At 73.9% G+C, this 12,851-nt stretch carries 11 protein-coding genes; all 11 read right to left on the minus strand.

From position 1 onward, the window contains the following. Positions 1-7: 7 nt before the first annotated feature. The 11 genes from ADL22_RS01370 to ADL22_RS01420 all read right to left on the minus strand — a co-directional run bounded on the left by ADL22_RS01370 (position 8) and on the right by ADL22_RS01420 (position 12,846). Positions 8-1,294, minus strand: coding sequence for an activator-dependent family glycosyltransferase (locus ADL22_RS01370; protein WP_066972887.1), 1,287 nt, complete (start codon positions 1,292-1,294; stop codon positions 8-10). Between the two features lie 22 nt (positions 1,295-1,316). Further along, positions 1,317-2,597 (minus strand): activator-dependent family glycosyltransferase, encoded by a 1,281-nt coding sequence (locus tag ADL22_RS01375; RefSeq protein WP_066972889.1) that lies wholly within the window; start codon positions 2,595-2,597, stop codon positions 1,317-1,319. A gap of 14 nt (positions 2,598-2,611) precedes the next feature. Beyond that, positions 2,612-3,907: an activator-dependent family glycosyltransferase gene (locus ADL22_RS01380; RefSeq protein ID WP_066972891.1), complete on the minus strand. Its 1,296-nt coding sequence runs from the start codon at positions 3,905-3,907 to the stop codon at positions 2,612-2,614. 3 nt (positions 3,908-3,910) lie between these two features. Next, on the minus strand, positions 3,911-5,221 hold the full coding sequence (locus ADL22_RS01385) for an activator-dependent family glycosyltransferase (protein ID WP_066972893.1): 1,311 nt from the start codon (positions 5,219-5,221) through the stop codon (positions 3,911-3,913). Positions 5,222-5,240: 19 nt separating this feature from the next. Further along, complete coding sequence (locus tag ADL22_RS01390; RefSeq protein ID WP_066972898.1) at positions 5,241-6,518, minus strand: activator-dependent family glycosyltransferase; 1,278 nt, start codon at positions 6,516-6,518, stop codon at positions 5,241-5,243. 14 nt (positions 6,519-6,532) lie between these two features. Further along, complete coding sequence (locus tag ADL22_RS01395; protein WP_066972900.1) at positions 6,533-7,822, minus strand: activator-dependent family glycosyltransferase; 1,290 nt, start codon at positions 7,820-7,822, stop codon at positions 6,533-6,535. Between the two features lie 18 nt (positions 7,823-7,840). Continuing rightward, complete coding sequence (locus ADL22_RS01400; RefSeq protein WP_066972902.1) at positions 7,841-8,848, minus strand: NAD-dependent epimerase/dehydratase family protein; 1,008 nt, start codon at positions 8,846-8,848, stop codon at positions 7,841-7,843. A gap of 91 nt (positions 8,849-8,939) precedes the next feature. Then, the gene (locus ADL22_RS01405) at positions 8,940-9,518 is read right to left on the minus strand and encodes a GNAT family N-acetyltransferase (RefSeq protein ID WP_066972903.1); all 579 of its coding nucleotides are present in this window, start codon (positions 9,516-9,518) and stop codon (positions 8,940-8,942) included. Positions 9,519-9,548: 30 nt separating this feature from the next. Continuing rightward, positions 9,549-10,568, minus strand: coding sequence for an aldo/keto reductase (locus ADL22_RS01410; RefSeq protein WP_066972905.1), 1,020 nt, complete (start codon positions 10,566-10,568; stop codon positions 9,549-9,551). Between the two features lie 155 nt (positions 10,569-10,723). Continuing rightward, positions 10,724-12,316: a PH domain-containing protein gene (locus tag ADL22_RS01415; RefSeq protein ID WP_066972907.1), complete on the minus strand. Its 1,593-nt coding sequence runs from the start codon at positions 12,314-12,316 to the stop codon at positions 10,724-10,726. Next, positions 12,313-12,846: a PH domain-containing protein gene (locus tag ADL22_RS01420; RefSeq protein ID WP_066972909.1), complete on the minus strand. Its 534-nt coding sequence runs from the start codon at positions 12,844-12,846 to the stop codon at positions 12,313-12,315. Before ADL22_RS01420 ends, ADL22_RS01415 begins: the two co-directional genes overlap by 4 nt. Between the last annotated feature and the right edge of the window lie 5 nt (positions 12,847-12,851).

The raw sequence follows: 12,851 nt of genomic DNA on the forward strand, positions 1-12,851 counted from the left end.
CGCGCCGTCAGGGGCGGTGCGGGGCGCCGGTGCGGTGGCGGGCGGTGAGGTCTTCGAGGCGCGGCACGAGGTCGTTGGGCGCGGGCAGCGACCGCAGCTCGGCGCGCAGGTCCGCCGCGCGGGCGCGGAAGGACGGTTCGGTGAGCAGCCGCCGCAGCTGGTCGCGGATGGCCGCGCCGGTCGCCTCGGTGTGCGGGATGTGCAGTCCGGCGCCGTGCTCGGCCAGCTTCCGGGCCAGCAGCGGTTCGTCGAAGCTGTACGGGATGGACAGCTGCGGGACGCCGTAGCGGGCGACGGTGCCCAGGGTGCCGGGCCCGGCGTGGTGGATGACCGCGTCGCAGGTCGGGGCCAGCGCGTGCAGCGGTACGAACGGCAGCAGCCGGACGTTGTCCGGGACGGCGCGCAGGGCGGCCCGTTCGGAGTCGGCGAGGGTGGCGACGACCTCGATGTCCAGCTCGGCCAGGGCGGTCAGGACGTCCTGGGCGCTGATGGTGTAGCCGTCGAAGAGGTCGGTCGCGGTGAGCCCCATGGTCAGTGCCACCCGCGGCCGTTCGGGCCGGGCCCACAGCCAGCCCGGGACGGTCGCCGGGCCGTTGTAGGGGACGAACTGCATGCGCAGGTAGTCCAGGCCGGGCGCCTCGATCTGGAGGCTCGCGGGGAACTGGTCGATGGTGAAGTGCCCGGTGACCATGGCCTCGTCGAACTCCGCGCCGAACTTCCGGGCGTAGGAGCCCAGCCAGGCGGCGAGGTGGTCGGTCCGGTCGCCGGCCGGCCGCTGCTGCGCGAGGCGCAGGAAGTGGGCGCGGGCCACGCCGAAGACATCGGCGCCGAAGAGCAGCCGGGCGTGCGCGGCGCCCACGGCGGTGGCCGCGATCGGGGCGGCGTAGGTGAGCGGGTCCCACAGGACGAGGTCGGGCCGCCAGTGCCGGGCGAACTCCACCAGCCCGGCGATCATCGGGAAGTTCTCCGGTTTGTGGCCCTTCTCGACCGCGTCGTAGTAGCCGTCCCGCATCGGCTCCCAGCGGGCCTTGTCCGGGTCCTCGGCCGCGTCCCAGGGGGCGTGCAGACCGGCCCGCGCCGCCTCCAGCTCGGCGGGGTCCATCCGCGCCACCCGGAAGACGTCGCTGTCGCGGCCGACGGGGACGGCGGTCAGCCCGGCCTGGGTGACGACCGGCGCGAAGGAGGGCTGGCAGGCGAACCGGACCTCGTGGCCTGCGGTGCGCAGCGCCCAGGCCAGCGGCACCATGCTCAGGAAGATCGTCTTCTCCGGTATGACGGCGAACAGGACTCGCATGGGGCCTTCCAGGTCTCGGAATTCAGGCGGGGAGGGTGCCGCGGTGGCGGGCGGTGAGCTCTTCCAGCTGCGGGACGAGCTGGTTGGGGGTGGGCAGGGCCAGGGTCTCGTCACGCAGCGCGGCGGCGCGTTCGGTGAAGCGCGGTTCGGCCAGCAGGCGCTGGACCGCGTCGCGGACGGCCTGGCCGGTGGCCCGGCTGGTGTGCAGGTCCAGTCCGGCGCCGTGTTCGGTGAGCTTCCGGGCCAGGAACGGCTGGTCCCAGTGGTAGTGCAGGGACAGATGCGGCACCGGATGCCGGGCCACCGTCGCCAGGGTGGCGGCGCCGGCGTGGTGGATGAACGCCGAGCAGGTGGGGGCGAGGTGGTGCAGCGGGACGTACGGCACCAGGCGGGCGTTGTCCGGGATCCGCGCCAGCTTGGCCTTCTCGGCGTCGGAGATGGTGGCGACCAGCTCGATGTCCAGGTCGGCCAGCGCGTCCAGCACCTCCTGGGTGTTGACGGTGTAGCTGTCGTAGACATCGGTGGCGGTCAGCCCCATGGTGAGCGCCACCCGCGGCTTCTCCGGCCGCCGCCACAGCCATTCCGGGACGGTGGCGGGCCCGCCGTAGGGGATGAACTGGGTGCGCAGGTAGTGGAGTCCGGGCGCCTCGGCCTGGAGGCTGCGCGGGAACTGGTCGATGGTGAAATGCCCGGTCGCCATGGACTCGGTGAACTCGCCGCCGTACTTGCGGGCGTAGCCGCCCAGCCATTCGGCCAGCGGATCGCTCCGCCGCTCCGCGGGACGCTGCTCCGCCAGGCGCAGGAAGTGCGCGCGGGCCACGCCGAAGACGTCCACGCCGAAGAGCAGCCGGGCGTGCGCGGCGCCCACGGCGGTGGCCGCGATCGCGCCCGCGCAGGCGAACGGCTCCCACAGGACGAGGTCGGGCCGCCAGTGCCGGGCGAACTCCACCAGATCGGTGATCACCGGGAAGTTCTCCTCCCGCAGCGACCCCGTGGCCAGCTCGTACCCGCCGAGCAGATGCTCCCAGGTGGCCTTCGCCGGGTCCTCCGTGACGTCCCAGGGGGCGGGCAGCCCGACCCGGGACGCGGCGATCAGCTCCGGATCGACGAAGTCCAGCATCCGGAAGGGGTTCTGGCGGCGGCCCACGGGCACGGCGGTCAGCCCGGCCTGGGTGATGACCGGCGCGAAGCCGGGCGGCCCGGCGAACCGGACCTCGTGGCCGGCGGTGCGCAGCGCCCAGGCCAGCGGCGCGAGGTACTGGAAGACGCTCTTGTGCGGGCTGGTGGTGAACAGGACACGCATGGTTCGGGGTCTCCTCACGCGGACCGGCGGGCGGGGGAGCGGTGCGCGGCGGTGAGCCGTTCCAGCTCCGGCACCAGCGCGTTGGGGCTCGGCAGGGCGCGCAGCTCGTCCCGCAGCGCCGCCGCGCGCTCCCGGAAGCCGGGTTCGCCGAGCAGCCGCAGCACCGCCTCGCGGACCGCCGGCACGGTCGCCCGGTCCGCCTCGATCGCCAGGGAGCCGCCCTGCGCGGCGGCGCGGCGGCCGAGGACGGGCCCGTCGAAGTCCCACGGCAGCAGCAGCTGCGGCACCGGGTGCTGAGCCATCGTCAGAAAGGTGCCGAAACCGGCGTGGTGGATGGCCAGGCTGCACGTCGGCGCCAGCGCGTGCAGCGGCACGTACGGCACCAGGCGGGCGTTGGACGGCACCCGGGCGAGTTTGCGCTGCTCGTCCTCGGCGACGGTGGCGACCACCTCGACGTCCAGATCGGCCAGCGAGTCCAGGACGTCCTGCACGTCGATCTCGTAGCCGGCGCCGTGGTCGGTGGAGCTGACGCCCATGGTCAGCGCCACCCGGGGCCGCTCGGGCGGCGCCCACAGCCACTTGGGGAGCACCGCCGGGCCGCCGTACGGGACGAACCGCATCGGCAGGGACGGCAGGCCGCTCTCCAGGCGCAGGGACGCCGGGAGCTGGTCGATGGTGAAGTGGCCGGTGACCATGGACTCGGTGAACTCGCCGCCGTGCATCCGGGCGTAGCCGCCGAGCCAGTCGCCGAGCGGATCGGGGCGCGCGCCCTCCGGGCGCCGGTCGCGCAGCCGCAGGAAGTGCTCGCGGGTGGTGCCGAAGGCGTCCGCGCTCCACAGCAGCCGGCCGTGCGCGGCGCCCACCGCCTCGGCGGCGATCGGCGCCGCCATCGCCAGCGGCTCCCACAGCACCAGGTCCGGTTCCCACTGGCGGGCGAAGCGCACCAGGTCCGCGATGAGCGGGAAGCTGGCCGGCTTGTGCCACAGGTGGACGATCTCCTCGTACCCCTTGACGAGGTGGTCCCAGTCGGCCTTGGCCGGGTCCTGGGCGGCGTCGTAGGGCGCGGGCAGGCCGTACTCCGGGCGGTAGGACCAGTCCGGGAGGGTGTGCATCTGGCGGCGCAGCAGCTCCCACAGGTCGTAGTCGCGGCCCACGGGGACGGCGGTCAGCCCGGCCTGGGTGATCACGTCCGCGAACCACGGGGTGCAGGCGACCCGCACCTCGTGCCCGGCGGTGCGCAGCGCCCACGCCAGCGGCAGCATGGGCAGCACATGGGCCTTCTCGGGGTTGGCGACGAACAGCACGCGCATCGGTCAGCCCCCGCTCACCGTCGAGGCGGCGGCCGACGACCGGCCCCGGCGCTCGGCCGTGAACCGCTCCAGCGTCGCCACCATGGCGTTCGGGCTCGGCTGGGCGAGCATCGCGTCCCGCAGTCCGGCCGCGCCCTGCCGGATCCCCGGGTCGGACAGCAGCTTGACCAGCGCGTCCCGGACGTCCGCGCCGGTGGCCTCCTTGGGGTTGAGGACCAGGCCCGCGCCGGCCCGCGCGATCCCGTCGGCCAGCGCCGGGCCGTCGTTGTCCCAGGGCAGGGTCAGCTGCGGCAGGGCGCGCAGCGCGGTGGTGGCCAGGGTGCCGAACCCGGCGTGGTGGATCACCGCGTCGCAGGTGGCGGCGAGCGCGTCCAGCGGCAGGAAGGACGCCACGGTGGCGTTGTCCGGGACGCGCACCAGCTTGCGCTGCTCGGCCTCGGCGAGGGTGGCGACCAGCTCGATGTCCAGATCGCCGAGCGCGTCCAGCACGTCCTGCACCCCGACCGCGTACTCCCCGCCGTGCCCGGTCGTGCTCAGGCCCAGCGTGAGCGCCACCCGCGGCTTCTGCGGCGGGCGGCGCAGCCACGCCGGGACGACGGCCGGGCCGCCGTAGGGCACGTACCGCAGCGGGAGGTACTCCAGCCCGGCGGCCCGGCGCTGCAGGCACTCCGGTACGAGGTCCACGGTGGCCTGCCCGGTGATCAGCTGCTCGCCGAACGGGAAGCCGTACTTGCGGGCGTAGCCGCCCAGCCAGTCCGCCATCGGGTCGGTGCGTGCGCCCTCCGGCCGCTCGTCTCTCAGCCGCAGGAAGTGCTCGCGGGCCACGCCGTACATATCGATGCCGAACAGCAGCCGGACATGGGCGGCGCCGACCGCCTCGGCGGCGATCGCGCCGGCGTAGGTCAGCGGCTCCCAGATGACCAGGTCGGGCTGCCAGTGCCGGGCGAACTCCACCAGGTCGGCGACCATCGGCACATTGCTGGTCTTGTGCCAGCGCTCGACCTGCGCCGCGTAGCCCTGGCTCAGGTGCTCCCAGGTGATCTCCTCCGGCGCCATATCGGCCACGTCGTACGGCAGCGGCATGCCGCCCTTGTCGGCCTGGCCGAGCCAGGTGGGGTCCCGGGAGAGGATCTGCCACAGGTCGCGGTCCCGGCCCACGGGGACGGCGGTCAGCCCGGCCTGGGTGATCTCCGAGGTGAACTTCGGCTGGCTGGCGAAGCGGACCTCGTGGCCGGCGGTGCGCAGCGCCCACGCCAGCGGGGCCATGAGGAGGAAGTGCGTGCGCTCCGGATAGGCGGTGAACAGGACTCGCATGGGGCTGCCTTCCAGGGGTTCAGGCGGGCGTGGCGCGGTGGCGGGCGGTGAGCTCTTCCAGTTGCGGGACGAGCTGGTTGGGGGTGGGCAGGGCGAGGGTCTCGTCGCGCAGCGCGGCGGCCCGCTCGGTGAAGTGCGGTTCCTTCAGCAGGCGTTGGACCGCGTCGCGGACGGCCTGGCCGGTGGCCTGGCTGGTGTGCAGGTCCAGTCCGGCGCCGTGTTCGGTGAGCTTCCGGGCCAGGATCGGCTGGTCGTAGTGGTAGTGCAGGGACAGATGCGGGACCGGGTGGCGGGCGACGGTGGCCAGGGTGGCGGCGCCGGCGTGGTGGATGAACGCCGAGCAGGTCGGGGCCAGATGGTGCAGCGGGACGTACGGGACGAGCCGGGCGTTGTCCGGGATCCGCGCGAGCTTGGCCTTCTCGGCGTCGGCGATGGTGGCGACCAGTTCGATGTCCAGGTCGGCCAGCGCGTCGAGCAGGTCCTGGGTGCGCACGGTGTAGCCGTCGTAGACGTCGGTGGCGCTCAGCCCCATGGTGAGCGCGACGCGCGGCTTCTCCGGCTGCCGCCACAGCCACTTCGGGACGGTGGCCGGCCCGCCGTACGGGATGAACTGCGTGCGGACATAGGTGAGTCCGGGCGCCTCGATCTGGAGGCTGGCCGGGAACTGGTCGATGGTGAAGTGCCCGGTGACCATGGACTCGGTGAACTCGCCGCCGAACTTCCGGGCGTAGCCGCCCAGCCAGTCCGCGAACGGATCGCTCCGCTCCGCGGCCGGCCGCTGCTCCCGCAGCCGCAGGAACTGCCGCCGGACGCCGCCGTGCACATCGATGCCGAACAGCAGCCGGGCGTGTGCCGCGCCGCATGCCTGGGCGGCGATCGGCCCGGCGAACGTCAGCGGGTCCCAGACCACCAGGTCGGGCCGCCACTGCCGGGCGAACTCCACCAGCCCGGCGATCATCGGGAAGGCGGTCTGGCGGTGCCGGTCGGCCACCGCGCGGGCCAGCCCGGGCGCCAGATACTCCCAGGTGTCCTTCTCCGGGTCGGTGAACGCGTCGTAGGGCTCCTCGATGCCCGCCCGGCCCGCCTCGAAGCCGGACTTGGGCGCGCGGGCCGCCCACAGCTTGGCGTGGTCGCGGCCCACCGGTACGGCGGTCAGCCCGGCCTGGGTGATGACCGGCGCGAAGTCGGGCTGGCTGGCGAAGCGGACCTCGTGCCCCGCGGTGCGCAGCGCCCAGGCCAGCGGGGCCATGTACTGGAAGATGGACTTGTGCGGATTGGTGGCGAACAGGACGCGCATGGCGCGGGGCCTCCTCACGCGGATCGTCGGGCGGGGGAGCGGTACTCCTCGGTGAGCCGCTCCAGTTGGGGCACCAGCTCGTTGGGCGTGGGCAGCGCGCGGAACTGGTCGCGCAGGTCTGCTGCCGCCGCGGCGAACGCGGGCTCGTTCAGCACCCGCAGCAGGCTGTCCCGCACCGCCTCGCCGGTGGCCCGGTCGGCGCGCAGGGTCAGCACGGCGCCCTGGGCGGCGGCCCGCCGGGCCAGCTCCGGCTCGTCGAAGTCCCAGGGGACGGCGACCTGCGGGATCGGGTTGAGGGTGGTGGTCAGGAAGGTGCCCGGACCGGCGTGGTTGATCACCGCGCTGCACGTGGGCAGCAGGGCGTGCAGCGGGACGTACGACACCACCCGGGCGTTGTCCGGGACGCGCTTGAGCTTGCGCTGCTCGGACTCGGCGAGGGTGGCGACCACCTCGATGTCCAGGCCGTCCAGCGCCGCCAGGATGTCCCCGACGTCGGCGACGTGCCCGGCGAAGCGGCTGGTCGCGGCGATGCCCAGGGTCAGCGCCACCCGCGGCCGCTTGGGCTCCTCCCGCAGCCAGCCGGGGACCACCGCGGGCCCGCCGTAGGGCACGTAGCGCATCGGGACGTAGCGGATGCCGTCCGCCGCCATCCGCATCGAGGGCGGGAACTGGTCGAGCGAGAAGTGTCCGGTGGCCAGGTCCTCGGTGTACTCGCCGCCGTACTTGCGGGCGTAGGCGCCCAGCCAGTCGGCGAGCGGGTCGGCCTGCTCGGCGGGCGGCTGCTGGGCCTTCAGCCGCAGGAAGTGGCTGCGGGTCTGCCCCAGGACGTCGATGCTCCACAGCAGCCGGGCGTGCGCGGCGCCGGTGGCCTTGGCGGCGATCGCCCCGGCGTACGCCAGCGGCTCCCACAGGACGAGATCGGGCCGCCAGTGGCGGGCGAACTCGACCAGGTCGGCGGTCATCGGGAAGTTGTCGGTCTTGTGCCAGTGCCCGACGACCTGCGCGTAACCGTCCCGCAGCGTCGCCCAGTCGAGCTCCTCCGGCGCCTGCTCGGCGGCGCTGTAGGGCGCGGGCAGGCCCTTGCGCTCGGCCTCCATCCGCTCCGGGTCCAGCCGCGGCAGCCGCCAGATCGGGCGGTCGCTGCCGACCGGTACGGCGGTCAGCCCGGCCTGGGTGATGACCGGCGCGAACGCGGGCGGCGCGGCGACCCGGACCTCGTGCCCCGCCGTGCGCAGCGCCCACGCCAGCGGCACCATCTGCTGGAACAGGCTCTTGTCCGGGGTGGTGGTGAACAGTATTCGCATCGTGTCCCTCGGAGTCGGTCAGGCGGGGGTGCGGTGCTGGCGGGCGATGGCCGCGGCGATCCGGTCCAGCCCCTCGTGGAGCGGGACGCGCGGCGCCCAGCCGGTCACGTCCCGGAACGCCGCCGAGCGCAGGACGAAGTCGAGCTGGTCGGTGGGCATGGCGTACTCGGCGGGCGCGGTGTCCACGACCGGTACCGGCGGGCGGCCGGTCTGCCGGGCCACCGCCCGCGCGATCGCCGCGAACAGCTCGGCCACACTGGTCTGTTCACCGGTGCCGATCTCCCACGCCCGGCCCGCGACCGTGTCGAGGGCGTCCAGGGCCGCGGTGAAGGCGCGGGCCGCGTCGTCGATGCCGAGCAGATCGCGTTTGGCGGTGCCGCCGTGCCAGACGGTCAGCGGCTGCCCCGCGACGGCGCGCCGGGTCATCGACGCGACCACGCCCCGGTCCAGGTCGGCGGGGTCGGTGCCCAGGCTGTAGAGGGTGGACAGGCGCAGCGTGCTGCCGCGCACCAGGCCCTCGTCGGTGGCGTCCGCGATGGCCCGCTCGGCGGCCAGCTTGTGCCGGTCGTACGCGGTCAGCAGCGCCTCCGGCTCGACGCCGCGGGCGGCCAGCGCGGCCGGCACCCGGGCGGTCTGGGAGAGCGACCCGGAGAACAGCAGGGCCGGCGGCCGGGCCCGGCGCTGCGCCCGGACCGCCTCGATGACGTCGTGCACCAGGCCGAGGTTGACCCGCTCGGCGAGGGTGTCGCCGTCGGCCACCCGCCAGGTGCCCGAGCCGGAGATGTGCGCGACGAGGTGGATCACCACATCGGCGCCGGCCACCGCGTCGGCGACCGCGCCGGGCCGGGTCAGGTCGATCCGGCGCTCCTCGATCCGGGCGGCGGGGTGCGGCGGTACGGCCACCGGGCGGCGGCCGACGAGCCGCAGGCGGACCGGCCGGCTCGCCAGCTCCCGGCTGACGGCCGTGCCGAGCAGGCCCGAGGCCCCGAGGACGGTGATCAGCGGTCCCGTTCCCTGACCTGGCACTGGTTCTCCTCAAATTCCTGGTGGCGGTGGCGGTGGCGGTGGCGGTGGTGGCCGTGGCGGGTGGCGGCCGCGGGGCCCGGGGCGGCCGGGGTCAGGCGGCGGCCGGCGGGCGGTTGGGGTCGGCGCGCCAGCTCAGCCCCGGCCCCAGCACGTCGTCCAGCGCGCCGTCCACGTGCTGCTCCCAGTCGGCGCGGCGGAGCTCGTAGGTGTGCAGATCCCAGTGGCGGCCGCGGAAATAGAGATAGTCGCGGAGAATCGCGGTGGCGGTGCCGTCCTGGGAATTGAGGCCGACCGAACCGAACGTCGCCTCGGTGGTCTGGGCGATCACCCTATCGACCGGGAACATCGCGAAGGCATAGTTGATCGTCAGGTAAATCGCCTCGGAACCGACCCCGAGCCGGGCCCGTTCGGGATCCAGATACACACCGGACTTGATGTGCCCGGCGGCATCGAGCCCGTGCAGGGTGGCGAAACCGAGCAGATCTCCGCTGCCCTTGCGGGTGACGAGAAATGCCGCGTCACATTTCGACAGATCGCGATTGCCGGCCCGGCCGGTCGGGCTGACGTTCTCGATTCCGGTCCGCAGCATGGTGCGGATCAGATCCGCGTGGTGCGCGGTGGACGCCGGGCGGAATGCCAGCCGGCGGGACGTGGTGTGCGGGAAGAGCACGGCGGTCGTCCAATCTCTCCGGGAAGGGCCTTATGCGGACGGCCGGTCGCCGGCCGCCTCCGGGGCGTCCGCGAGGCCGGTACGGGCCTCCCGCAGCCGGTCCCAGTGCATCTCGCCGACCGCGGCCGGCAGGGTGTCGAGCCGGTGCAGGTCCTCGGCGGACAGCCGCAGGCCGGCCGCCGCGACGTTCTCCTCCAGCCAGTGCAGATGGCGGGTGCCGGGGATCGGGACGACGTCCGGGCCCTGCGCGAGCGCCCAGGCGATGGCCACCTGGGACGGGGTGGCGCCGCCGTGCCGGGCGGCGACCTGGCGCAGCCCGTCGAGGATCACCTCGTTGGCGCGCATCGCCTCGGCCCGGAACCGCGGGTCGCGGACCCGGGAGTCGCCGGCGCCCAGCCGGTCGGGGGAGACCCGGCCGGAGAGGAAGCCGCGCCCGATGGGGGCGAAGGCGAGGAAGCCGACGCCGTTGCGCCGGCACCACGGCAGGATCTCCCGCTTGCTCTGCGGCGCCCACACCGACAGCTCGTACTGCACCGTGGTGAGCGGGAAGATGGCGTGGATCTCGTCCAGTTCGGCGCAGGTGGCGTGCGAGATGCCCAGGGCGCGGACCTTGCCGGCGGTGACCAGCTCGGCGAGCGCGCCCCAGGTCTCGGCGAGCGGGACGGCGGGGTCCACGCGGTGCAGCTGGTACAGGTCGATGGTGTCGGTGCGCAGCCGGCGCAGCGAGGCGTCACAGGCCCGCCGCAGGTGCTCGGGGCGGCCGTCGCGCCGGAAGCGGCCGTCGGGGCCGGCGACCATTCCGCATTTGGTCGCCAGCACCGCCTCGGAACGGCGGTGTTCGAGCGCGCGGCCGATCAACTCCTCATTGGTGAACGGTCCGTAGACATCGGCCGTGTCGAAGAGATTGACGCCGAGATCCAGGGCCCGGTGGATGACCCGGATGGATTCCCGGTCGTCCCGCGGGCCGGTCTCGTAGCCATAGGACATGGAACTGCAGCCGAGGCCGAGCGCGCTCACGGAAAAACCTTCCGCCAGCTTGATCTCCCACATCTGGTGCGTACTCCAAAATATCCGGTGTCGACGATACGGGGCGGCCGGGAAACCCTGGGCTTTCCCGCGGCACACATCGATATATGTCCGGGGCTTCAGCGCCGTCCCGCATCTTTCCGTATCCGCCCGGCCGTTCGGGAGTTGCCGGTGCGCATTTACTGTCCGGGCCCGGCGGAATTCCGCTCGCCGGCCGGCCGGAGAATCTCCGCGAGGAGTTCGGGGGCGGCCTCGCCGGCGAAGGTGAGGAACTGCTCCACCGTCATGTCCGGGGCGTGGTAGAAGCGGTGGCCGGCCGCGGTGGGCACGCCGACGCTCACCAGCCCCAGCCACCGCTGCACCAGCGACTGGCGGAGCTTGAGCCCCAGCACCGCGTCCCGCCGCAGCACCGCGGTCTCCCGCCGGGACACCCCGTGCCGCATGACCAGATACCGCCCGGCGCAGGTGTGCCCCAGCGTGCGGTACGCGACCACGGCCAGCAGGACCGGCAGCGGCGCGCCCCACAGCGGGACCGTCCACAGCCACCCCGGGACCACGCCGGTGGCGCCCAGCCAGGCCAGCAGTCCCGCCGACGCGGCGCAGCACACCGCCGCCCACAGCAGCCGGCGGACCAGCGCGGTCAGCGGATGGCGGCGCAGCGGCGCCTCGAGTGGCCGCTCCGGCCCGGGCAGGACCAGGCCCGCCACCCGCCGGGCCTCCGCGGCCGGCCCGCGCGGCAGGATCACGGCGGCCGGTTCGCTGGTGAGCGACCAGGCGGCCAGGCCGGTGGAGATGACAGAGGTCTCGGTCAGCCCGATCCAGCGCCAGAACAGCGGCTGGCTGAGGTGGATCCCGCGCAGCCGCCTGTCGTCGCGGTGCACCTCCCGGGTGGACAGCAGGCCCTGCCGGGTGACCAGCGCGGTGCCGTCCTCCGTTGTCCGGCGGACGAGCCGGAAGTGCCAGTTGTCCTTCACGAAGCCGCTGGCCAGCGCGCAGAAGCCGAGGACGGCGACCACACCGGCCCACAGCGCCCAGGCGGCCGGGCGGCTGGGCGCGAGGTGGTCGATCAGCCGGTCCAGGGGGCCGATGAGGTCCAGATTGACCAGGTCCAGCAGCGAGTCCAGGCTCCACAGCAGCAGCCCGCCGACGAGCATGCCCCAGATGTTGATGACGTTGTAGAAGATCCAGAACCAGCGGGCCCGGGAGAGCACGGTCTCCTCCGCGGCGCTCTCCTGCCCGGCCTTGGCGGCCGCCTCCGCCTCGCCGGCAGCGTCCGGCGCCGCGCCGCGCAGCAGTTCGCGGCGCAGCGCCTCGGCCTTGTCCTTGGAGACGGCGTCCAGCCGCAGCGCGGGCCGGGACCGGCCGGAGCTGATGACCACCACCCGCAGCCCGGCCATCCGGTGGCGCAGCCTCGCCTTGTGGTCGACGGTCCGGATCCGCTCGCGCGGCACCTGGCGGTAGACCCGCAGGATCCGGCCGGTGTGGATCTCCACCAGCTCGTCGGTGACGCGGTAGCGCGTGCGCAGCCAGCGCAGGACGTCCAGGGCGCTGATGACCATGCCGATCGTGGTCGCGGTGATCGCCGGCCACAGGTCCGACAGCTGCCGCCCGGTGCCGAAGAAGACCATGGAGAGCACGGTCGGCAGGGTGGAGAGCACCAGCCGCGCCAAGTTCACCCAGACCAGGCGGCCGTTGAGCCGCTGCCAGGGCACCTCGTCGCCGGGCGGCTCCGGCGCCGGGGCGGTGTGCTCCGGGGCTTCCGCCGTCGTCACGTCGCGTCCCCCGGGGTGGCCTGGGTGATCGCGGTCAGTTCGGCGGCGGCCCGCGCCACCACGTCGGCGTCCAGCCCGACGATCTTGACGTGGCCCTCGTGCGCGGCGGTCACCACCCGGAGGGTGGCCAGCCCCAGCCACTGCTGCACGGGCCCGCGCGCCACGTCCACGCTCTGGATGCGGGAGATCGGGATGATCCGCCACTCCCGCACCAGCCAGCCCTTGAGTTCGTAGACGGCGAGGTCGGTGCACTCCCAGCGGTGGACGCGGTAGCGCACCGAGGGCATCACCGCGCCGGTCACCAGATGGGCGGCGGCGGTGGCGAGGAGGACCGGACCGATCCAGGTCCGGCCCCCCTCCCACAGCCAGTACGTGATCCCCAGCGCGCCGACCGAGACGACCAGCGACAGCGCGACCCGGATCGTCCACCACCACACCGCGCGGCGTTCCACGCGGTGGCGGGGCGGGCGTATTCGGGATTGCCGGTCGCCGGCCGAAAGTGCCAAAGGCGGCACCTCTTCTCCAGTCATGCCGC

It is taken from the genome of Streptomyces sp. NRRL F-4489 (genome assembly GCF_001509485.1).
Taxonomy (GTDB): domain Bacteria; phylum Actinomycetota; class Actinomycetes; order Streptomycetales; family Streptomycetaceae; genus Streptomyces.

What these genes read in the sequence shown, in the direction of transcription:
- ADL22_RS01380 (WP_066972891.1), bottom strand. Translation starts at nt 3,907, where the DNA reads ATGCGCGTGCTGTTCGTCGCCAACCCCGAGAAGGCCCATGTGCTGCCC.
- ADL22_RS01385 (WP_066972893.1), bottom strand. Translation starts at nt 5,221, where the DNA reads ATGCGAGTCCTGTTCACCGCCTATCCGGAGCGCACGCACTTCCTCCTC.
- ADL22_RS01375 (WP_066972889.1), bottom strand. Translation starts at nt 2,597, where the DNA reads ATGCGTGTCCTGTTCACCACCAGCCCGCACAAGAGCGTCTTCCAGTAC.
- ADL22_RS01410 (WP_066972905.1), bottom strand. Translation starts at nt 10,568, where the DNA reads ATGTGGGAGATCAAGCTGGCGGAAGGTTTTTCCGTGAGCGCGCTCGGC.
- ADL22_RS01390 (WP_066972898.1), bottom strand. Translation starts at nt 6,518, where the DNA reads ATGCGCGTCCTGTTCGCCACCAATCCGCACAAGTCCATCTTCCAGTAC.
- ADL22_RS01395 (WP_066972900.1), bottom strand. Translation starts at nt 7,822, where the DNA reads ATGCGAATACTGTTCACCACCACCCCGGACAAGAGCCTGTTCCAGCAG.
- ADL22_RS01420 (WP_066972909.1), bottom strand. Translation starts at nt 12,846, where the DNA reads ATGACTGGAGAAGAGGTGCCGCCTTTGGCACTTTCGGCCGGCGACCGG.
- ADL22_RS01370 (WP_066972887.1), bottom strand. Translation starts at nt 1,294, where the DNA reads ATGCGAGTCCTGTTCGCCGTCATACCGGAGAAGACGATCTTCCTGAGC.